Origin of the sequence: Sporocytophaga sp., from assembly GCF_017745095.1 — a bacterium.
Taxonomy (GTDB): domain Bacteria; phylum Bacteroidota; class Bacteroidia; order Cytophagales; family Cytophagaceae; genus Sporocytophaga.
Genome location: NZ_JAGHZZ010000028.1, coordinates 33740 through 55814, shown reverse-complemented (window position 1 = coordinate 55814; position 22075 = coordinate 33740). Strand labels below are relative to the sequence as shown.

The 22075-nt window shown below is 35.1% G+C and carries 16 protein-coding genes and 1 pseudogene; 7 read left to right on the top strand and 10 right to left on the bottom strand.

Annotated features, from left to right (window positions below; all coding sequences use genetic code 11):
• Positions 1-77: 77 nt before the first annotated feature.
• Positions 78-230 (top strand): annotated as a pseudogene (locus tag J7604_RS27115) (hypothetical protein); the annotation flags it as partial.
• 449 nt (positions 231-679) lie between these two features.
• Entirely contained in the window at positions 680-1297 is a 618-nt protein-coding gene (locus J7604_RS24150) for an outer membrane beta-barrel protein (protein ID WP_293902187.1), read from the top strand.
• Between the two features lie 272 nt (positions 1298-1569).
• On the opposite strand, the gene J7604_RS24145 is transcribed toward J7604_RS24150, so the two are convergent.
• The 3 genes from J7604_RS24145 to J7604_RS24135 all read right to left on the bottom strand — a co-directional run bounded on the left by J7604_RS24145 (position 1570) and on the right by J7604_RS24135 (position 6793).
• Entirely contained in the window at positions 1570-3675 is a 2106-nt protein-coding gene (locus J7604_RS24145; RefSeq protein WP_293902184.1) for a nitrite reductase, read from the bottom strand.
• Between the two features lie 242 nt (positions 3676-3917).
• Positions 3918-4256, bottom strand: coding sequence for a hypothetical protein (locus tag J7604_RS24140; protein ID WP_293902181.1), 339 nt, complete (start codon positions 4254-4256; stop codon positions 3918-3920).
• A 308-nt stretch (positions 4257-4564) separates the two neighbouring features.
• Positions 4565-6793 carry a pectinesterase family protein gene (locus J7604_RS24135; protein ID WP_293902178.1) on the bottom strand — a complete coding sequence of 743 codons (2229 nt, stop codon included), beginning with the start codon at positions 6791-6793 and terminating at the stop codon, positions 4565-4567.
• A 371-nt stretch (positions 6794-7164) separates the two neighbouring features.
• Between J7604_RS24135 and J7604_RS24130 the strand changes: the two genes are divergently transcribed.
• Both J7604_RS24130 and J7604_RS24125 read left to right on the top strand, forming a co-directional pair.
• Positions 7165-7482 (top strand): hypothetical protein, encoded by a 318-nt coding sequence (locus J7604_RS24130; RefSeq protein ID WP_293902175.1) that lies wholly within the window; start codon positions 7165-7167, stop codon positions 7480-7482.
• 223 nt (positions 7483-7705) lie between these two features.
• Complete coding sequence (locus J7604_RS24125) at positions 7706-9706, top strand: cytochrome c (protein ID WP_293902172.1); 2001 nt, start codon at positions 7706-7708, stop codon at positions 9704-9706.
• Between the two features lie 356 nt (positions 9707-10062).
• Here J7604_RS24125 and J7604_RS24120 read toward each other — a convergent pair whose 3' ends face one another.
• Positions 10063-10989, bottom strand: a complete 927-nt coding sequence (locus tag J7604_RS24120) for a transporter (protein WP_293902169.1) — start codon at positions 10987-10989, stop codon at positions 10063-10065.
• Between the two features lie 246 nt (positions 10990-11235).
• Between J7604_RS24120 and J7604_RS24115 the strand changes: the two genes are divergently transcribed.
• Positions 11236-11424 (top strand): DUF3303 family protein, encoded by a 189-nt coding sequence (locus tag J7604_RS24115; protein ID WP_293902199.1) that lies wholly within the window; start codon positions 11236-11238, stop codon positions 11422-11424.
• 116 nt (positions 11425-11540) lie between these two features.
• Here J7604_RS24115 and J7604_RS24110 read toward each other — a convergent pair whose 3' ends face one another.
• From J7604_RS24110 to J7604_RS24100, 3 genes are all read right to left on the bottom strand, one after another.
• Positions 11541-13904 carry an FtsX-like permease family protein gene (locus J7604_RS24110; RefSeq protein ID WP_293902166.1) on the bottom strand — a complete coding sequence of 788 codons (2364 nt, stop codon included), beginning with the start codon at positions 13902-13904 and terminating at the stop codon, positions 11541-11543.
• Between the two features lie 2 nt (positions 13905-13906).
• A complete protein-coding gene (locus tag J7604_RS24105; RefSeq protein ID WP_293902163.1) occupies positions 13907-14608 on the bottom strand; it encodes an ABC transporter ATP-binding protein in 702 nt (233 codons plus the stop codon).
• 86 nt (positions 14609-14694) lie between these two features.
• Entirely contained in the window at positions 14695-15609 is a 915-nt protein-coding gene (locus J7604_RS24100) for a GyrI-like domain-containing protein (RefSeq protein WP_293902160.1), read from the bottom strand.
• A gap of 281 nt (positions 15610-15890) precedes the next feature.
• On the opposite strand from J7604_RS24100, the gene J7604_RS24095 reads away from it, so the two are divergent.
• Positions 15891-16601 carry a hypothetical protein gene (locus J7604_RS24095; RefSeq protein WP_293902157.1) on the top strand — a complete coding sequence of 237 codons (711 nt, stop codon included), beginning with the start codon at positions 15891-15893 and terminating at the stop codon, positions 16599-16601.
• A gap of 202 nt (positions 16602-16803) precedes the next feature.
• On the opposite strand, the gene J7604_RS24090 is transcribed toward J7604_RS24095, so the two are convergent.
• A complete protein-coding gene (locus J7604_RS24090; protein WP_293902155.1) occupies positions 16804-17331 on the bottom strand; it encodes a hypothetical protein in 528 nt (175 codons plus the stop codon).
• Between the two features lie 279 nt (positions 17332-17610).
• Between J7604_RS24090 and J7604_RS24085 the strand changes: the two genes are divergently transcribed.
• Positions 17611-18522, top strand: a complete 912-nt coding sequence (locus J7604_RS24085) for a hypothetical protein (RefSeq protein WP_293902153.1) — start codon at positions 17611-17613, stop codon at positions 18520-18522.
• Between the two features lie 175 nt (positions 18523-18697).
• Here the strand turns inward: J7604_RS24085 and J7604_RS24080 are convergent, their stop codons facing one another.
• Together J7604_RS24080 and J7604_RS24075 are read right to left on the bottom strand one after the other, a co-directional pair.
• Positions 18698-20827 (bottom strand): RICIN domain-containing protein, encoded by a 2130-nt coding sequence (locus J7604_RS24080; protein ID WP_293902151.1) that lies wholly within the window; start codon positions 20825-20827, stop codon positions 18698-18700.
• Positions 20828-21107: 280 nt separating this feature from the next.
• The gene (locus J7604_RS24075) at positions 21108-21617 is read right to left on the bottom strand and encodes a hypothetical protein (protein WP_293902149.1); all 510 of its coding nucleotides are present in this window, start codon (positions 21615-21617) and stop codon (positions 21108-21110) included.
• Positions 21618-22075 lie beyond the last annotated feature (458 nt).

Sequence of the window (22075 nt, the reverse complement as noted above, 5' to 3'; positions counted from 1 at the left end):
AAGAACTTTCAAAGTAAGTATACAATCTTTTAAGCAATGCAGTTAAGAACCGTCATCCAGACCGCTCTTCTGAAGTCTTCATCAATATTGAACATAAAGATAGCTACAGCATATTAACAGTGAAGGACAATGGAATGGGTATCGGCAAGCCGAATATTGATAAATTGTTTACCATGTTTAAACGCTTCCACGACCATGTTGAAGGTTCCGGAGTGTGCTTACATTTGTAAAAAGAATTATAGATAATGCTGGAGGTAAAATTGAAGTAGAAAGTATAGAAGGCATAGGAACAACATTTAGAGTATACTTCCCTACCCCAATAGTGTAAATTAACTCTCCTTCTCCCCTATCTCATCTTGCATTGTTAAATGATATTGATCTTATCATATAAATTCAGGATTTCATAAAAATCAATTCCTTTCAAAAATCTGATACAACTGGAACATCTTTATGATAAGATTTTACATAGGCGTATAATAACTTCTAGAATGCCTATAAATCCTATCGATCTTCCTCCAATTGCGCTTCCTATATATATATCCATTATGTTTATTATTCTTTACAGGCAAGATATTCAACATTTTATAAAATACATGCAGAAATAAGCCTGAAACTCAAAAATATAAAACCCATATACTAGGGTGGCGTATATGGAGACACAAATAAACCAGTAAAAATCATGATTAAAACAAACATTCTTTCTTTATTTTTTATTTGCTCTTTACTCTTCTGTCAACTAGCTAAGGCACAAGTTTATGAAAAAGGTAATGTAATAGTAGATGCTTATTATGGAGGACCCAATTTGTATACCGGAGTTGTAAAAACATTTTATAAAGCAGATCAGGCTTTAGGTAATTTTGCAGACTTAAAGTATAAATCCATAGGACCTGTAGGACTTAAATTTGAATATCTGGTAGGTGCCAAAATTGGTATTGGTATACACGCTAATTACGCCCTAACCTCAGTTGAAGGAAAGTCTGTAGATGGCAGTACAACGTACAATTACGAAGCTTCATATTCAAGATTAAGAATTATGCCAACATTTAATATTCACATGGGAAATTCTAAAAGATTTGATCCATACTTTTCATTTGGTGTAGGATATGCTAACCGCAAGTTTAAAGAAACAACAGATAATCCAAACATCCCTGAGCTTTCAATTAAAAATGCATCTCCACTAGCATTCCGTGCAGAGTTTGGTATGAGATATTTCTTTACTGATCATATCGGTCTGAACGTCCTTGTAGGTGTAGGTGGTGGACCACTAGCAGGTGGAGGCTTATCCTTTAAATTTTAATAAATATCATTAACCTTTACAATAAATCCGGAAACTAGCATTTCCGGATTTATTTTTTTTATAGACTACAGATCATTTCCGTCACAGGTTTTTACACTAAAAATGTTTTATCAGAAACAAGTTGCTAAACTATGTAAGTAAAAATTCAGTGATCCTAATTTTTAAAAAAAGCTACTTTGGTTATCTCGGAATAATCGCACCTCAATATAATACCTTCATCTCAGCATTCCCATATCTGCTGTTGCTTATACATTCAGTAATTATAGCATGAGCTAAATTTTTATAATCTGCTTAGACCTGAACTTTACCACATTCAGAAAGAAATTTGCAGCATATTGCATGTATTCTTTGGCAAATTCTTTTGTAGGTTCATTTTGATTAATTTCAAGAACCTTAGATTTAAAAGAACCATGAAAATCCAATTCTCCTGATTCGATAAACAATTTTTCAAAATTATTCAGAACACTGTACTGAGTATTTGCCGGTACATCTTTTGTCAGCAACAGAGCTTTTCCTGCATTAATAAACACACTGTAGCTATAATAGATCGAATCGACCCATTCTCCCTCTCCAAATGCTTCTTCTGCCTTTAAAAGCTTTTCTTTCGTCTCTTCTATAACCAGTGCTACCATATCAATCAAAGCCCCTGCACATTCGCCAACTCCAATCATAGTCTGATACTGACTATTGTTTCCCCAATCAAGGAAATAATCTTGGGTAAGATCATTAATAACGGTAAGTGGCTTTAGTAACAGGTAGAAATAATTTTTACCTTGTCTGTCATAATAGTCATTAAAATACTCTCCTTCGCTGGCATGCTCTTCATAGTCATTCAAGAGATACCTTAAAACATCAGGAGCTTTTTTAGATGCCACCTTTATAACTTTGTCTGCCAGTCTTCCTTCTCCGTTTCCTCTTGGTCCACCACCTAATAATACCTGCATTGCCGGCAAAACATATTCTCCCTGTTTCAAAGACATTCCATGAAAACCTATATTAGCAATGGTATGATGAGCGCATGCATTCATGCATCCCGAAATTTTTATTTTGATATGAGCACAAGATACAAGATCCTTATATTCCTCTCGCAACACTCTTTCCAACTCTTCTGCAAGTCCTGTTGAACTAGCAATTCCAAGATTACAGGTATCTGTTCCGGGACAAGCTGTAATATCCTGAATGGTATCAAAACCAGGATCAGCAAGACCTATCAAATCCAGTTCATTAAAAAGAGATGCAAGTACATTTTCTCTTATATACTTTAGAAACAACCCCTGGTTTACTGTAATCCTGATATCATCAGATGCATATTTCTTTGCTATCTCAGCAAATGATCTAGCTTTGTCTGACGACAGATTTCCTAATGATAGTTTTACATGCACACCATAAAAGCCTTTTTGCTTTTGCTCAATTACGTTGATTCTTAGCCATTTTTCATATTTCTCCTTATTTACAGGCGTTATATCCTTTTTAGAGAATACCGGAGGGATTATGCATAAAGGAGAATCACTTAAATTCACCTTAAAGGATTTACTTTTTATTGCCATTCGTTCTCCTGCAACCAGCTCTAGGAATTTTTCTAATCCGAGATCATTAACAAGATATTTTAATCTTGCTTTGTGACGTCTAGCCCTTTCTCCATACCTGTCGAATATTCTGATTACAGCTTCTGCAAAAGGGACTACCTGATCTTCCGGTAAAAAGTCAAAAGCCGGATGAGCAAGAAATGGCTGAGCACCCAATCCACCAGCTAATACAACCTTAAATCCTCGTTTCTCAATACCATCTTCAATTTTCAATTTTGGAATGAAACCCAGGTCATGAATAAATGTGAAAGCTGAATCCTTTTCAGAGGATGAGAAAGCTATTTTAAATTTTCTCCCTAACTCCTGACAAATAGGATTTCGGAGAAAATACTTAAACATAGCAGCTGCGTATGGAGATACATCAAAAGGTTCTTCTGGATCAATGCCTGCCATATAAGATGCAGTAAGATTACGGATGGTATTACCACACGCTTCTCTTAGAGTTATTCCTTTTTCTTCCAGTCTAGCCCATATCTCAGGTGTATGAGTTACTTTAACATAATGTATCTGTATATCCTGCCTTGTAGTTGCATGCAGATTTCCGCTTGCATACTGATCAGAAATATCAGCAATGCATATTAATTGTTCAGGACTAAGTTTGCCAAATGGTAACTTAATACGCACCATATTTACGCCATCTTGCCTCTGCCCATAAACTCCTCTTGCCAACCTGAATGCACGAAATTTTTCCGCATCAATTTTACCGGACTGAAACTCCTGAATTTTCTTTTCAAGCTCAAGAATATCTTTAAATGCTTTTTTATCAATATTGTAAGTCGTTGTGAGTGCCATGTTCAATAAATAATCTATTTCATCACAAATTTATGAGGTGACACAATACGTGACAGACCTAAATGGTTCAAAAAATAGGACAATAAGGACATGAATTTCAAAAAAAATGATTAGGGCTAATTAAGATAAAAGTTATTGCCTAAAGAAATTCAGTTGAATGTATTTAGATCATGGCGATGATAATAAAAAAATGCGGCAGAAAAGTGCCGCACTCAGTTTATGTTTTGAAATTTTTCAGTTTATTATTTTTTCATTGTCCAATCATCATTATCATCTTCGTGAACTATGATCTTGCTAATAATTTCACTTGCTTCGTCATCGATATAAATTCCAAAACCATTTACAAAAATACCTTTGGCTCCGTCTTTCAGATTTCGCACCGCATACAAAATGGCTTCATCTTCCAGATCATTTTGCCCGGTAAAACGGTATGTTTTATCAATAACAATATCGTTCAGGTTTACTTTTTCACCATCATTCCTGTAAGATATTGCAACTTCCAATAAATTAAAATCTTCTGTGTAACCTCTGCTTTTTAATACTTCAATTACTTCCGATAATGTTTTTTCTGTGCTTATCATAATTGATATTCCTGAGTTTAATTGGTGATTGTTGCTCAATTCTCCGGTAATATATTTATTGAATTTATAATTTCAAATGATTGGTATGAATTACGTAGGAATATACATGATGATTTATATCAAAAAATCATATTTACACTATGACTGCGCAAGACGTAACTTCAAATAACCCAGATATTTTATCTTAGATTTAAAAAGAATAAATCCGTGGGCATAGGTATTATTACGGATAGTATGTAAAATCATATTTACTAAAAACATTTGTTTAGGAGTATGAGTCTTGGAGAAGCCTGTCTTTAATACATATATCAATACTTCACAAACTTATATACTTTGTTTTGAACTTTAGCGAAATACAATCCTTGTTGCAAGTCATTCCCAAATTCAAGTTCTAAGATGTTGTCATATGTTTTTAAAGTCTTTCCTTCTGCATCTGTAATCTCTATATTTAAAGGAACAGATAACTTGATGTGAAAGCTGCCCTGACTTGGATTGGGATATATAACTATTAATGGTATTTTACTTTCTTCAGCTATAGCTGTAACTACCTCTTCACAAGAACCTTTGCTTAGATCTGAACTCACAAATCCTATCTGATCTATGTTTGGTAAACCATCTGCTGTAGCAGAAATTAATTCAAGGAAGTGTGAACCAGAACTTATATTTAAAGTGAGATCTACAGCTTTATAGGTAGTAAATTCACCTGTGCTTGGAAAACTTAATGTAGAAGATAAGGTTGTTCCATCCACTTTAATTGTAGCTGGCCTGTCTGTATTGCCTCCATTAGCATATCTGAAACTGATTATTTTATTTCCTGAAGAAGAAGCATTAATAGAAAATAAGATTCTTGTTCCTATTGCATTGTCTACATTGAGATAAGCAGTTCCTTTAAATCCGACATTCTTGCTTTCAAGAACTCCATCAAAACTACAAGCGTCATCTTCTGCTTCACCTACTGAAATGCAAGCTAATTTTCCAGTTGTGCCTCCTATACATCTCCCACAATTATCGAGCGTAGCGGTTCCATTTGCTACCCCGTTACAATCTTTAACACAAGCTGTTTTTCCTGTAGTACCACCAACACAAGTAGCACAGTCATCCTTAAATGCCGAACCTCCAATAACTCCATTACAATCTTTCACACCATAAGCAGGTACAACCGGAACCCATCCGTTAAAAAACCAGTTCAGGTCTCTGTATTGATTAGCCTGACTTGCAGAAAGCTGTTTTGATTTGGAATTTCTACCTGAAGTGTTTATCAAAGTTCCTGATTCATTTACACTTTTGTACTCTGCGAAAATAATATTGGAAGCATCTATTGAGCTGTTTAAACTCCAACCAACAGCTGGAATATGCGGCCCCAAAGTACAGTTGAGATAGACAATTTCTGCATACGGATAACTGGCTCCCGCATCTCTACCCAAATAATGTGTAGTTGTAGCCGAAGAAGTGCGTGTAAGTTTACAATCTGCAAAGGCATAGCCATGAACAGTATTATTGTTTCTGGCCATCACATTATAGCCACCATTATCATTGGCTCTAATCTCACAAGACTGAAAAAAAACTGCTCCTGTACCCCATATAAAATCAACATCTCCTTCAAGCATACAATCTTTTACATAAACTTTACCGTCCAGTAAAACAGTATCCTGATAACTATAAAATTCACAGTTAGCAATAATCATCCTCGCTCCACTTGCTTTCAAAGCTTCGGCTTGTGTGCCTCCATTTGGAGTGGTATTGATAAAAGTAAGACTTATCAAACTGATATCATCACCTTGAATATTAACAACTGATCTCCAATGGGTACTTGCGTTTAAATTCGAGTTGTTATATCCTTTGATGATTACACCTGTTCTGCTCTCTCCTTCTATGGTATATTTATTTTTGCCTTTTATGTAAGCAAGACCAATATAGGTGCCGTTTTTCACTAATATTTTAGCATTTGCATTACCAGTAGGAAGGAAATCCAAAGCTCCCTGAAGTGTAGCGAAGTCCCCTGTCCCATCCGCTGAAACTGTATAATCTAAATCTGTGGCAGGTTTAGATCTGGTTGTAAAGCTCCAGTTGTTCGCTGTAATGCCATTGAAGCTAAGTGAGGAAGCATTGGAGAAAACAGATTTATCGATAGTTATATAATAGCCAGTACTAAAATCCATTGCTCCGATGGAAAATCTTATATAGACTGACTTTCCATCCACAGTGACAGGAATGACTCTTATGTCAGTTCCATTTAAAGTCTCGATCCAGGGCCATGTTCCTGACATTGGAGTACCAGTAGGCATTTTAGATAGATCAATGGTTTCTACCAAGGTGTTATTGGATCTGTACAAACTTATTTTGCCTGAACTTTGCAAGGTTGGAATTGTAGAGAATGAAAGTCTAAACTGCATATCATTACTCACATTCACTGCATTATCAACAGGAACCAATGTTTGGGCATTGTTGCTAAATGGTAAATTTAAGAGAAGTCCCAAGGCCAAAACAATTTTAACTACCCTGAATTGGATGTACTCTGTTATGCTCAAATGTTTCATTAAGAAAGGTTTTTACTAGTTCCAATTGTATTTTCAAGAAGAATACCCGGATGAAATCAAGAAGTAACTTTTTTGACAAAAAAATCTGAAAAGATTTATGAGAGGTTGCTTTAAGAAACAGGATGAATTTTATACCATAATCTGAACTTTATGATAAATATTGAATCATGAATTAATGAACCTTGTGATTAAAACAGAATACAAAGGGGATCACATAATCTTAAAAAATCAAAAAAAGGCAATTCATTTTTCAAATTCGTTCTGCAATTTTTATTTACCACCTAATTCTGTTTTTTACATTATATGCGGAAAAATCTCCTTCATAAGAAGGAAAGTCCTTTTACTTTTGTTACTAATAAAAAGAGAAAGATATGAAAGATTGGAAAGACGAAACTCATTTATTAAAAAATGAAAAATTTAGTAAAGGGATTGGTAAAGATCTTGAAGCCAAGCTTAATAAACGTTATGCTGTTTCATCAAGGATTGATGACATATTCCGTGGGAATGATATAACCTTTTTTACAAATGAATATGGCGAACCTGTTACCTTATTTATCGGCTCAAGAAGAGAAGACGGGAATATTATTGGCGAATGCTATGTAAGGAGAATAAAAGAGCGAGACGAAACAAAAATTATTAAAAGCCACTGGGATAACAAAGGGAAAATTAAAGGGAATATGAGGAAGTAAGATATATGCGTTTACAAAACATTTCAATAAAGAAAAGCATTTCATATATGCACTTAAATCTTTCGCTCATTTTTAAATTACCAAATAATATACAGATATATAGATAAGTAAATCCCAAGATAACTTTCTTTTAGAGCTTCCAATTTCAACTTTTAGCTTTAAGCTTCTATATTTGCATATGACAAAATTCACTTTTAACAAAGACATTTTTAACAAATTGAGTATGTTTCCTTTCAAGTTGAGAATAAATTTTATAATCCTGATTGTAGCATTTGTTCTTTTTACATCTTGTGCTTCAGACCATAGTAAAAAATCTGTAACTGACAGTCCTTCAATAGAAGCTAAAAATATCGATAATGATCCCTTTTCAAAAACTACGCCTGAAAGCCAATATTTTGATGTGAATGCTGAAGCAGGAGGAATCGTTGAAAGCAAAAATGGTCTTGTAATATCAGTGCCTGAAAATGCCTTTTTGGATAATGAAGGAAATGTTATTAAAGGATCCGTCAGAATAGAACTGGCAGAAGCCTTTGGAATAGAAGAAATGATTTTAAGTGGTCTGGAAACCCTGACAGACAAAAACAAATCATTGGAATCAGATGGTATGTTTTATTTTAAAGCATCAGCAAACGGAAAGAATGTAAATATAAACCCAAAGAATCCTATTTATATAGAATCCCCTGTCAGTAAAGAGAAAGAAGGCTTCATGTTATACAATGGAGTGAGAAATAAAGATGGCAAGATTCGCTGGAAAGACCCTAAACCCATGGAAAAATGGTTAATCCCTGTTGATCTGGAATTGCTGGATTTTTACCCTGAAGGCTTTGAGTCCGCTGTAGCTGAAGGAATGCCCTTCAGAAACTATAAAACAGCCACTAAAGCACTTACAGATAGTTTATATTACTCATTGGATAATGGTCAACATGGAGACCATCAGGCTTGTTCAGATTACGGCATTAAGCCAGCTTCCATAAAAGTGCTAAAGTCAAAACAGTTCAATAACAGTTTAATTTCTACAAGAGAATTTGCTGCACGACTTAAAGTCATCATCAAGGCATGTGACCAGAATGTTCTGAATATATACATCAACAATTTGAATAAAAATCTTTGGGAGTGCGACAGCTTGGCTGCTATTGCCTTACAAGGAAAACCTGAGTTTGAAGCACGCTTTAAGCAATTTGCTAAAGAACAACTGACAAAAGTAAAGATTGATGGGAGTGTTAAAAAGCTAGCTGAGTTCTACAATAAACAATTAAAAGCAACAGAAAAGGAACTTGATAAAATCAGGAAAAACTATGCTGAACAACTGAAAGCAGAAGATAAAAAAGCAGAAAAAATGAAAGAGGACTATAGTAAACTTCTGGATAAAAGACTTCTGTATAGAATGAATAAATTCGGTTTTATACTTACCAAACAAGGCTGGGAAAATATTGACAAAGAAGGCCCTCCAACCAAAATAAGGCCGGAAATGAATGTAATAGTTAATGACGGTAATACATTTGACAGAGCTCATGTTTATATAATAAATCCAATGATTAAGAGCATCTTTGCCTTAACCAGTGCAGACAGTCTACACTTTATAAATCCTTATTTGCAAGACAGTATTTTATTATTAGAGAAAGAACAGTCAGCTGTAGCAATCGGAATTGCATATAAAGATGAAAAACCATATTATGGACTTCAGTACTTCGTGGCTCAGAAAATAGTAAATATTGAGTTAAACTTAAAAGCAACCACCGATTTAAAACTACGAGAAAGCCTGGCGGAGTTTAACAGATACTATAGGAAGGAAAACAGCATAATCGTTGACCTCGCTTATCAGAAGGAATTTTACAAAGAGAAGCAAAGACAAGAACGTCTGACTCGTGAATATGAATTCATTGAACAACTAAAGGCGAAAGCATTCCCTTGTGACTGTGGAGGTAAAGAAGAATATGCAAACGGAGCCCGCTTATTCAAGCTTAACTGTTCTCCATGTCATGCTTTGACTGAAATAGTAGTAGGCCCTGCATTGAGAGGAATATCAAAAAGAAGGGATATGCGATGGATTGTGGATTTTACACGAAATTCACAAAAAATGATAGCAAGTGGAGATCCGTATGCAATGGAACTATACAATCGTTTTAATAAAACAGAAATGAAGTCATTTATGGAACTGTCAAAGAATGATGTAAGGGATATAGTCAATTATATAGATTGTATTCCAACGTCGACAGTAAAGTAAGTCAAGGTTATTATGGATAAACGCAAATTAAAGAGACATAGTACGGCATTAGCTTTTGGAGGAAGTTTGGCAATTCATATCATATCATACTATTCGGATTCATACTTTCAATACCAAAGTATCTTTATCTTAACACTTTAATCATTGTTATAGTTATTATTATTTGTATAAAGGTTAAAGATAAATTAAAATTATACAAACCAAATATTTCCGGTATTGCCAGAGCATAATCTGGAGTTCACTTTTGCCCTTAATATATTTTACCTATGTGATAATAGATTTAGTGATCAATTATCCAAAATGAGATTGAATTATCACTAGTTCTGACTTTAAACTTTAGCTTTCAACTTTCAGCTTTAAAACTTTTTTATCGGAATAGTCAACGTCACACACCAAATTGGCCCTACATAATTACTCTTACCTCGAAACTCAATCAAGTAACGGAATGCAAGTGCACCCTTGAATGCTACAAACTCTGGACCTAGTCCATAAATATGAGCGTATGAGCCATCTATCGGCCCTAAATCTGAGTTATACTTTGTTCTTACTGTTGTCCATTGTGCAAAGCCAGCTACTCCAAACCAGCCACTCAATAGTTTGTCCTGATTGCCATAATTAACTCCCATACCACCTTGTAATGTCAGAGGCCAACCGGTTCTATAAGAAACTCCCCTCTTTTTACTATTGATATCGTAATTGGCTTCTATTGAAAAGTGAATATTTTTATTTCGATTCAGATATATAGTTGTACCTACATTTATCTCTTGAGTCCACATGCCTAAACCATAGTTATTTCTGCTCCTCCAGGTCCATTTTCCAGTAGGCAAATAAACTGCATAACCAGCAATAAAATCTGCCCACGAAGTGCTCCAGCCAAGACTGATGGGTTGTATATAAGTGGAAGTAATTCCATAAGGTTGGGATTCACTTGCAGTTACAATACTAGGGATTTCGAGTCGGGAATTGCAGACTGCTCCAGTTACAGAATAGCTATAATTGCCACCAAGTATTTTCGTATTGGTCACAACAGTTACGCTTAAGGATGGAGCCTTTAAATGTAACGCATCACCGTTAGGAAAGGAATGTATTTTACCATTTCTGTCTGCGACTTTTCTAACATCCATTCCCCAACCATAGGCTACAGCATATATACCCGGGTCCGACTGACTACAACACATAAGTCCAGCAAACCCTGGCAAAAAATTTTGTTGGCCTATTGCTGAGAAAGGGGATTCCAAAACAATTAAACCAATAATAAAAACGGTTCTTAAAACCTGTCTCATCCTTGTTTGAAACTCTCAGGAATGAGTATTGTTCTGTTAAATTTTATTTAAAACTAGGGCAACTATTGCCAATATATCTGCATTAAACCAACCTACAATATTTTCATATTCAATCTTTTACAGCTATATTTCTTTTTTACATTCAATTACAAATAAACTTATCATTATGCTTTATATGATTATTGAACGCTTCCATCCAGGCAAAGCAAAAGAAATATATCAGGAACTCGATAAAGCCGGACGAAAATTTCTGAAGGCGTACACTATATAAATAGCTGGACTGATGAAGACTTAACGACCTGTTACCAGGTAATGGAAAGTGATTCTGATGAAAAAATGCAAAAATGGGTAAATATGAACAAAGGCCCTGTTGACTATGAAATAATTAAAGTCATTACCTCAGCCCAGGCCAAAGAAAAAGCTTTGAGAAGCTAGGTTAATTTTGGACATTCATCTTTTGAGCCCAAATGGCAAAGTACCATTTGGGCTTGTTCTCGTTAAGAATAAAGTTAATCCCAACACATATAAACTTTCAACTTTTTACTTTTAACTCATTCATAAGATAAAGCCTTATGAGTAGGTATCTTAATTGCCCTTCTAGCTGGCAATGTGCTGGCAAGAAATCCGAAAAGAGCCGTAATTAAGATAGTAATGATAAAGCCGACAAGACTGAAGGCATATTTGAGTTTTGCGCCATCTCCCAAAATTAAATTTCCGAAAAAGACCCCTGCCAACTTACTCAGAGGAAATGAAAGGATTAATCCAAGAATAATGCTTAAACAACTTATGATCATCCCTTCATTTACAAAGATCTTATAAATTTTCTTTGGAGTTGCGCCAATGGCGCGCATTACCCCAATTTCTCTTGTTCGTTCTCCAATATTGATGCTGGTGGCAGAAGTCATCCCGACTCCACTGACAACTAAAACAAGAAATGATAGAAGAAGAATAATTGTTAAAATAATATTCAGATGGTCATAAATTATCTTTACCCTTTCACTCTGTGACATCACATAAAGAACATCCAAATCTGAAGAAACAATGGCTGACTCTATCTCCCTCTTGAGTTTAAGAATACCTGAATACTCCTTATCTTTCGCAACAAACATGAGTGAGTTAACTAGGCGTTGAGGATTGAACAATGTATTATACTGTTCAAGGTCTATGTATATTTTAGCTTTATCAAATTCTTCAATAATCCCAACTACTTTTTTACTTACACATTTATTTCCTAATAGCAATGTAACTGAAGAGCCTATTTCTGGCTTCCTGTAAAGATTCCAGGCCTGTTGATTCATAACTATTTCATTACCTGATTCAACACTTAACCAACGTCCAGAAGTCACTTTCAGCTTAAGTAACTTGGTATCTGCTGGAAGTGCTACAATTCCGGCTCCTTTATCTGTAGACAATAACCTTGACTGAATTTCACCTCGCCCTCCTATCCAGCTTTCTATCATTTTAACATTATCAATAGATTTAAATGGCATTAATGCATGTTCTTCATCTATCTGACTTTTCAGCACCACCTGAACATCGTATCTCATTTCATTCTTTACCCCTTCAAGTAAATCCCACAATGATTGTCTCACATTAAAACCTGTGCTGAAAATTGCAGCACCCAAAGCCATCGAAAAAATTGTAACGGAAAGCCTTCTGCTGTTTCTGAAGGCATTTCTGGAAGCCAGAATAAATGATTCAGATAAAGACCAATTTCTTAGCAATTTGAATTCTCCTATATTTTGTACTCCATTAATCCCATAATCATTTAAAGCATCTTTTACAGAAACACTTGTACTCTTCCATAAAATGGGAAAAGATAATAAGATCGGAAGCATAATACTTGATGTTATTAAACTTATATAAACATAGACAGGCAGAGAGAAAGTAAGAATATTAAAATTCAGTATCCCGGCTATGAAGGATGAAAATGCAATACCTGCTTTTACGGCTAAGGGAATTGCAATTATTCCTGAAATAATACCTATGATCAATAACATGATCAGATAAATTTGAAGCACCTGAAACCTTGATCCTCCTAGTGATTTTAATATTCCAATTTGTCTCACTTGGCTTGCCAGAATTGACCTCATGAGTTGAGAAACCAACACAACACCCATAAAAAAAGCAAGTAATCCGATAGTCCCTATCAAGAACAATAAAGTATTCAACTGCCATTGATGAGGATGTTCGTTAAATTTGGGTATATAAACTGAAGTAAGATTAATTCCGGAAGCCTGAAAGGCTTGCTTTATCTTTTCTACCTTCTTGGTTACATCTTCTCCTGAAGATACTTCATTCAACCTTACCAAAAGTCTTTGATTTACCGGCAATCCAGTAACTTTATGATAGGTATCCTTATCTGTATAAGCATAAATAAATGCATCTTGAGTAGCAGGTGCCTGGGCCGGATCAAAACAAATTCCTGTAACAGAAATTTCCATGGTTCGACTTCCAATCCTTATTCTCGGGGAACCACCCATAGTAATATCTGAAGCTTTCAGTCCATCCCGCTCTATAAGCATGCTACCTTGTGAGGGCTTAGACAGTCCGCTTTCATAAAACACTTGGGCAACTTGGTATTTTTCAAAACTTTCTACTCCATACAGCCAGAGTGGTATCCATTCGTTCTTACGGACTTCTATGCGATGCAAAGAAAAATCTCTGAACTCTGCTATTTCTACTTCTGGAATTTGAATAAACTCATTAAGGTTTAACTTGTCAAACTGCTCAGACTGAAATACTACATGTGCTGGCTGTGTACACTGAAAATTCGCATTTAAATCATGAGTTAAAATTGTATATGAGACAAGTATAGTACCAATCCCTCCTATACCAAGGACAAGAGCAAGAATAGCTAGGAAAGTCTTTCCCGGATTTACCAATAAGTCTCTGTATGATTTTCTGCACTTCATATTCATAAAAGCTCCTTCTCTGTTTTCTGATTTAAAATTTCTCCATCTGTCAATGTCACAATCCGATGATATCTCAGGTTGGCTTCTTTTTCATGCGTTACCACAATCAGAGTTTTTCCTTCTGTTACAAGAGATTGAAAAAGCTTATGAATAGATGCAGCAGTTTTACTATCAAGATTTCCAGTAGGTTCATCTGCTATAATAATGGAAGGATCATTTGAAAGTGCTCTGGCAATGGCTGCACGCTGTTGTTCTCCACCTGACAAACCTGAAGGCATTTTATCCATATGTTGTAATATCCCCACCTTTTCAAGCAACTCATGAACTCTCTTGGATCGCTGAGAAGATGGGATTTCACCTACAAATTCCATTGCCAGCAAAAGATTTTCCTTTATAGTAAGAGTAGGCACTAATTGAAAAAACTGGAAGACTATTCCGACATTTTTTCCCCTCCATAAAGCCAGCTTACTTTCCGTTAAGCCGCTTATTTCTGTTCCATTTACAAGTATTGTTCCTGCAGATGGATGATCAATACCCGTTATCATATTGAGGAGAGTGGATTTCCCACTTCCTGATTTGCCAACTATAGCAATATACTCTCCTTTTTTAATGTTGAGATCAATTCTCTTTAGGGCTGTATAATCCCTTTCCCTAGAATGAAATATTTTCGAAACACCTCGAAGTTCAATAATTGTCTCTTTCATTTGCTTATTTTTTTCTGCAAATGAAGTATGTATAAGCCACTTCCGTTTTACTAAACTTGCTAATCACTTAACATTTCTTGCGATTGTTATACAGCACTTATATTGATAAAAATACGGTAAGTATTGTCTGCGAAAAGAGTCTGACAAGGATCATGCAATGGTACTTGTAGTAAATATTCATGAGTTATATTGTAACCACTTTCAGGAAGCCAGTAATGGACAAAATAAGCACAGGCTTTCATGATCTCTGATATCCCTCCAGTCACCTGAAATTCAGCATATTTTCCTTGAGGCACTTCAAGGTAATTTACAAGTCCGCTCACAGCAGTTGGTTCATTGACCGAAGCACAAACATAATAGCGACATTTATCAAGTGGTGTAAATATAGGATAGTCCTTTAGGATCCCTATAAGCTCTCGATCAGTACTCGTCGGAGTCCTATTTGTAGCCCATTGTTTTATTTTTCCAAAGCTCTCCATTATTTGATCAGGATTTTCAATTGTACTTTGGTAATAAACAAGTTTCTGAGACGGACGATTGATAACTTTAATATTTAAATGTTCAAACTCCTCAGGCGATATAAAGGTTGGTAAAAATGATTCAGATGATTCAAGAAATTTAAAACTGAAATGAGGATGTTGGATAATTTTTATTTTCTCTTCTTCCCCTTTCTTACGAAAGTTATCAGGACTAGTCTGATAGTAATCTTTAAATGCTCTTGAAAAAACTTCCAAAGATTTAAAGCCAACTTCAAAGGCAACTTCTAGAATGGTCTTTTCCGGGAAGAGCACTATAAGATGAGCTGCTTTCTCTAATCTTAATCTTTTAATATACTGTTTAGGCGTTTCCCCTTTTATCGATTTAAAAATCCGCTGAAAATGAAATGGAGAATAATTCGCTACCTCAGCCAGATTATCGAGAGACAAATCATTAAGCAGATTTTTGTCTATGAATCTGATTACTCTGTTAATGCGCTCAAAATCTTCTTTGGGAGTTTTCAATTTTCTTAAAATTTTTACCTATCCTGAACTTTATTAAAGTACATCGAAATATAATACTTACAAAGTATGGAATTAACTATTTAACTATTTTATCTATTGCAATCGCTATTGATGAATTTCTTTAAGACATAATACTTATTAACTTAAAACTTTTTAGTTCCCTTTCCATTAGTTCCTCAATTATAACAATATTTTAAACCGTATAATGATTATAGAAAATTTTAAATATCTGGAATTTGTTATAATTAGTAGGGTAAGATGAAAATGGAAAGGAGAAAGATATGGAATTAGGAATAAAAGAAAAATGGAACAAATTGAAAGGTAAACTGAGCGAGAAGGCAAGCGATTTCGGTGAAAAAATCGGAAAGCATGGTCCATTCCAGGCCCTTGAAAAAGATGCTAAGCTCGGGCGTACTTTGCACTCCGAATGCATCGCTGCAATGAACATCCTGCAGGAAAAACAACCATCAGTGAAGGAATTGCTACAAAAATCATATGGCTTTGCAGTAATTCCTGCTATCGGTAGTGCCTCACTGGTACTTGGTGGAGATTATGGTGTTGGTGAAGTATTTGTTAAAGATCACGTGATTGGCTATGCTGGAATTGGTAAAGTCACACTCGGTGTACAGGTTGGTGGAACGAACTTTCACCAGATGATCGTATTCAACAACGAGGAGACCTGGAAACAATTTAAGGCTGGGAAATACTCTTTTGCAGCTGACGCAGGCGTCGCTATTGTAAAAGCGGGAGCCCAGGCATCTAAAGGATTCGGAGCGGGCACAGTAGCCTTTGTCTTCAACGAAGGTGGTATGCTTCTTGACCTCGATATTGGAATACAGAAATTCATCTTCAAACCCACTGTTCTAGGAAAGGTGCGTACGACTGAAGGTGCAAAGGATGAAGCTTCAAAAGAAGAAGGTGAAAACGAAGAAGGTAATGAGAATCGAGAAAATCAATCCTCAAAGCAACGGCCCCCAGAGCCTCGCAAGTAAAGGAACATAATAACATTGGTAAGCTCGTCCCCACGTGTCTGCCTCTTATTGCAGAACGTAAATTGAGCTTTTGATGGGTATGCGTTTTGAAACTCATGCCCATTAAATTAACAAAAAACAAAATAGCCAGTTCCGTAAGACTGGCTATTTGTTTAATTTTTTCACAAACATTTATAAAATCAAATTATTCTAATTTGTTACTTTATTTATTGTCGCATGATTTTTTTATTGCTACTTTATATTCTTCTGTAATAGGATCACCTCCTAATTTTAGGCATACATTATAATACTTTAGAGCGTTTGAACAGACTTTTCTATTTAGATAGCAAGCTGAAATCTTAAAAAGGGTATTTTGATTTTTTTTATCAACCTTATATGCCTTTGTTAAAATAACAATTGCAGTATCGAGTTTCATATTAGCCTTTTCAGGTTCAGTTTGTGATAAGTTATAAAATTCAATCATATAACAAGTTGAAAGATCTGTCAATATCTCTGAATTACGATCATCTTTATTAAGTCCTATCTGGTATTCCTCCTTAGCTCGTTCAATGTCCCCCAAAACCATATAAACTCCACCATACCCCCAATATATGTCAATATTAGTAGAATCCATTAAATAGGCTTGATTAAAACGGTACATGGCTGTTTTGATATCTTTGTACAAATATTTGAATCCTAAGTCAACAAATTCTTCAGAAGCTTTTCTTCTGGTGTATCCTTTGCTTAACATATCTTTTATTAAACTTTCATCTGCTTCCTTTTGCTCTTTAGTTTTAGAAGCTAAACCATATTTTGGTAATAGCCCAATATTTGTTTTTGCTTGTTGATTCCATTCCTCAAGGCTAATTTGTTGAGCAAATGAATTAATTGAGATTAGTATGATGAATTAAAATTATTTTGCTAAGTATTTAGAAATTAGCCATAAAAAGCTTTACCTTTTGGCTCAATTTGTATTTTTATTTACAGTTTTTACACAATTATTAATTTTTAACCAACTAAAGCTAAATTCATGATGAAAAAATCAAAAGTATTATTTTTAGGATTGCTGGCACTTGCCGTAGCATGTAAGCAGAACGATCAAGAAGGTGTTCTGCCCAAATCTGACCCTGAGACAGAGGCAAAAAAAGCTGCTACTTTTAGTGTTCAGAATCTTGATCAAAACCATATTTTAGTAAGTTTAACCAACGCAAATGCTCTTGACCACACTTTTAAATATTCCAATGGTGAAAGTTCTAAATCAGATATTGATACAGTATATTTCCCCTTCAAGGGCACTTATGAAATAACTTTGGAAGTACTTACTGCTAATGGAACATCATCTTCTTCAAAGAAAGTAAAAGTGAACAAAGATGATCTAGCCAATCCTGATCTTAACGACCCTATTGTTAAACTCCTTACAGGAGGACTTCAAGATACAGATGGTAAAACATGGGTTGTTTCTGCAGCACCATTTCAGTCAGGAGTTGGACCTTTTAGTAGTTTAACCCCTGACTGGTACAATTTTCCTGAAGGATTAACCGGGCTAGCATGGGAAAATGGTATACTTCAAAATTCCTTTACATTTAATTTGAGAAATTACCAATACATTCCTAAAAATACCACGGTTACTGTTCACTATGCATACGCTAACAGATATTTTGGAACTTCTCAGCCTATGTATGGAGATATTGCATTATCTGATCCGGATCATGTACAAGCACCTTTCACGATTAAAAATGCACATACAGGTATGGGAACCGGTTATACAATTGATATAGCAAATAACAGTTACATAGGATATTGTGAAAAGCGTAATCATTATGAAATTGTAAGTATCAGTAATGATACGCTTCGTATAAGAAACCCTTATAGTGATGATGCTTATTCAGATCCTTCCAATGATGTAGGGGTAAGATACTTCACTCTTGTAGCAAAGAATTAATTTGTTACAATATTATGCCAATAAAAAAATGGCTTGCATATGCGAGCCATTTTTTTTCAGAGTAATCAGAGATGAGCTTTAAAATAGTAACAGCTCTATTAACCTGATTGTAATGCAGACATTATTATTATAATGAATAGAATACACTTACCCAGCCTTAACCACTACCACTTCATTACTCTATCACAATTCCAGAAGATATTTTGAATTCATCACCTTCCACTACAATTAAATAAATACCATTACCAGCTTGTCTGGTATCAATAGCCTGGTCACCTTGTAAATTACCTGTTAGGTTTGCTATTTCCTTTCCACATAAGTCAAAAAGTGAAATTTTATTGGCACTCAAATCGCCAAGAGATACATATATCCTTTCTCTTGCAGGATTTGGATAAACCTTTATCTGTGCGGAAAACGGAAAATCTCCAACAGAAGTTATTATATCTGCTGATTGAAAACTCCACTGCTGATTGTTGTTGCTGGAAGAATAGTCTGAATACTGTATTATAGGATTACCATCCGTTAGTTTGCCATCTTTGTTGTCAAGCAGCTTTCCGCTCATTCTGTTTATAATCTTGAAATAGCCATTCCCTATATCTGTGATCTGCCATTGTTGTGCAAATGTTATGGTTCCTGTAGCACTTTCAGCAACAGCAGGATCCAGATTGTTAACGGAATTCTCATTACTTAGAAGCTTTCCATCCAGAGAATTAGAGATGGAATAATAACCATTATTCAGATCAGTGAATTGCCATATCTGGCTCCCTGAATTTCCTGCGCCATTCTGCACAATCTGATCGGCTGAAATTCCATCCAAAACTTTACTACTGGTTCTGTTTATAATCCTGTAGGTTTTACCAGATTGAATTTTGTCACTAACAGCGCTAATTTCCCATAACTGGTTGTTACTGTAATTAAATACTCCTAACTCTGCATCCGTTCCTGCTGCAGTTGATGAGCCAGAAATCTGCAGGACTTTTCCCAATGTGTTTACACTAACAAATCTATGGTATCCGTTGCCGCAATCAATGATCTGCCATTTCTGATTGTAGGCATCGTTCCAGTTATATTGGATAGCCTTTGCGCCTGCATCTTTTGATGCTCCATTTATATCAATAACTTTCCCACTTTCAATATTGGTAATTCTGAAAAAAGAAGCTCCCAGATTTTGAATTCTCCAGTGTTGACTGGTGCCACCTGTATAAGTCTGCTGCTGGAGAGCATTTCCGTTTGTACCTAATACTTTTCCTGAATGTTTTGCCGTGATTTTATAAATCCCATTTTGAAAATTAGCTGCTCCGGGAGCCCATACACCGGTTTTGGTATCAATATTCCACTGATCGTTCCAAGCAACACTAAGTTTTGTTCCGGAAACAGAAATCGGAAGCATTACTATCCTGGACATTGCATAATTATTGACAGACCAGCGATCTCCCATATATAAATAGGTAGTGGTCTCAGTACCTGTAACTGGAACCGCAAAACCTACCTGTGATTCGTATGTATGGGTATTAGTAACAGCAACATTTCCTCCGCTCGTCCATGGGCCAGCAAGTGTTTTCGAATAGAAATACCGGTTATCGTTAAAATCCCAGCCAGTACACCAGGACATAAGCCAGAAATAGTAACCGCCAGTCTTAATAATGGCATGTCCTTCGCATTCCATGTCATCACTGGCATTGCCTCTGTAAACCTCTTTTACAATTCCTGTATAATTTTCATCCAATTCAAAAAGGCTCACATTCTGATTTCCTTTTGTAGTACAAATAAGGTATGCTTTACCATCACTATCCTGATAGACATTAAGATCCCTGCTGTCGATATTCATTGGTCTGAAATGTGAACGAAAGGTATAGTTGCCACCAATGGTGTTACTGGTGGCATATGCAACTTCAGCAACACTATAGGCATTGTATCCTTCATAATGCATCCAGATGATAAATTGACCGGTCTTTTTGTTATGTAACAATTTTGCACGCTCAACAACTGCCCCATTGTTGAGGTCGGCATGTGAGTTTTTTTTAAGTATCTGGTTGACAAAAGTCCAATTCTTAAGGTCTGGAGAGGAATAGAGATTTATGCCTTCAAAAGTATAATTGGATTTCGAACGGTCCATTCCCCACAGGTAATAAATGCCGTCTACATATATGATTCCGCCTTCAGTGGCTGCAATGAGATTCCCCTCAGTATCCCGCCAGTCACCGCCAGGAACTATTGAGTTCATCTGGGCAAGGGCTGTATTGCCTGAAAAGATACATTGTAAAAACAGTGTGAAGAAGATGTAGGTTAGTAGACCTCTGCTCATTGGGATAAATTTTCTATTAAAGGTTCTTAGATAAGTGGTTACCTTAAAAGGTATATAAAACACTAGTATTCTATATAAAAACGAGAGTTCGAAAGGTAAACATGAATTGAGATATTTTTTTTATATTCTTAAGACCAAAAAATAACCAGGGAGGTTTGGATTAAATAGAAATTCCGGGAGAATATTTATCTGGATAAACGATTAAAGTACTGTGTGGAATATGATTTCACGTGAGACTATTGAATGCTTTGGCGGTATCCAGGAGATATTGTACACAATGTTATCTGTCATTTGTTTTAATAAATTTTCCAGTATCATACTTATAAGTCCCCATCTTATTATCAGGTTGGATACATTCACAATAGTGGGGATATTGGGTATTGCCATTAAGTGGTTCTTTTAAATAGCTACTTTCTGAAATTTTAAAGTTAGAAGTAAGACGGCTTATTATTATATCAGCTTCATTTGTTATTCTAAAATCATATTGATATGAATAATCTGTTTCTGAATTGTGTGCTCCCCAATCCCATATAGATTGTGATGTATCAGGAATAGACTCTATTGTACCAGGTGGATAGTATGAATTAAAATGACCATAATAATGATATTTATTCATTGCAATAAAAATTCTTTCTTTTAAATTAATACTCCAAATTTCATTTACAGTTTTGCTAATTAAATAGGCCCCTGATTCTCCATAATTATTATTTTCTGTAAATTTTAAAGTAAGCAATACAGAATGATTTCCTTTGTCAAAATAATAGCTATTTCTACAAAGCTCGTATTCCATTAATTTTGATACAGTCAACTACATAATATTCTGTTAAATCAATACAAACAGGCGCTAACCCATTAAAAGAAGAGTGTATTGTATTTACTATTCATACATCTCATTTGAATGAGATTATGAAACTATAAGACGATTTGTTAACCTGGGATATTTTTTGAACATTTTTTTATTGAGAGACTGAGCTGTGAAGTTCAGTCTCTTCTTTTAGAAAACAGAAGATTTATATTAATAATTTTTCTCTATCATACCTTCAATCCTAATAAGTATCTAATAGTTAAAGTTACTGGGTTTCATCTTGAGATAAAGTACTATACCATCAAGACAACTGCTGCAATTCCAAAGACTTTTGTTCTTCTAGGAACTTCTTCTGAATAAAAAGTAATAGGTCCAAGTTATGTTATCACAGAACTTTGGACCTTACAATTCTGGCATGATTACCTACAATGATATGAAAAAAA

Coding starts and splice junctions, on each gene's coding strand:
- J7604_RS24090 (WP_293902155.1), bottom strand. CDS start 17,331: ATGTTAAGCAAAGGATACACCAGAAGAAAAGCTTCTGAAGAATTTGTT.
- J7604_RS24080 (WP_293902151.1), bottom strand. CDS start 20,827: ATGAGCAGAGGTCTACTAACCTACATCTTCTTCACACTGTTTTTACAA.
- J7604_RS24135 (WP_293902178.1), bottom strand. CDS start 6,793: ATGAAACATTTGAGCATAACAGAGTACATCCAATTCAGGGTAGTTAAA.
- J7604_RS24140 (WP_293902181.1), bottom strand. CDS start 4,256: ATGATAAGCACAGAAAAAACATTATCGGAAGTAATTGAAGTATTAAAA.
- J7604_RS24085 (WP_293902153.1), top strand. CDS start 17,611: ATGATGAAAAAATCAAAAGTATTATTTTTAGGATTGCTGGCACTTGCC.
- J7604_RS24105 (WP_293902163.1), bottom strand. CDS start 14,608: ATGAAAGAGACAATTATTGAACTTCGAGGTGTTTCGAAAATATTTCAT.
- J7604_RS24075 (WP_293902149.1), bottom strand. CDS start 21,617: ATGGAATACGAGCTTTGTAGAAATAGCTATTATTTTGACAAAGGAAAT.
- J7604_RS24125 (WP_293902172.1), top strand. CDS start 7,706: ATGTTTCCTTTCAAGTTGAGAATAAATTTTATAATCCTGATTGTAGCA.
- J7604_RS24120 (WP_293902169.1), bottom strand. CDS start 10,989: ATGAGACAGGTTTTAAGAACCGTTTTTATTATTGGTTTAATTGTTTTG.
- J7604_RS24130 (WP_293902175.1), top strand. CDS start 7,165: ATGAAAGATTGGAAAGACGAAACTCATTTATTAAAAAATGAAAAATTT.
- J7604_RS24150 (WP_293902187.1), top strand. CDS start 680: ATGATTAAAACAAACATTCTTTCTTTATTTTTTATTTGCTCTTTACTC.
- J7604_RS24110 (WP_293902166.1), bottom strand. CDS start 13,904: ATGAAGTGCAGAAAATCATACAGAGACTTATTGGTAAATCCGGGAAAG.
- J7604_RS24095 (WP_293902157.1), top strand. CDS start 15,891: ATGGAATTAGGAATAAAAGAAAAATGGAACAAATTGAAAGGTAAACTG.
- J7604_RS24145 (WP_293902184.1), bottom strand. CDS start 3,675: ATGGCACTCACAACGACTTACAATATTGATAAAAAAGCATTTAAAGAT.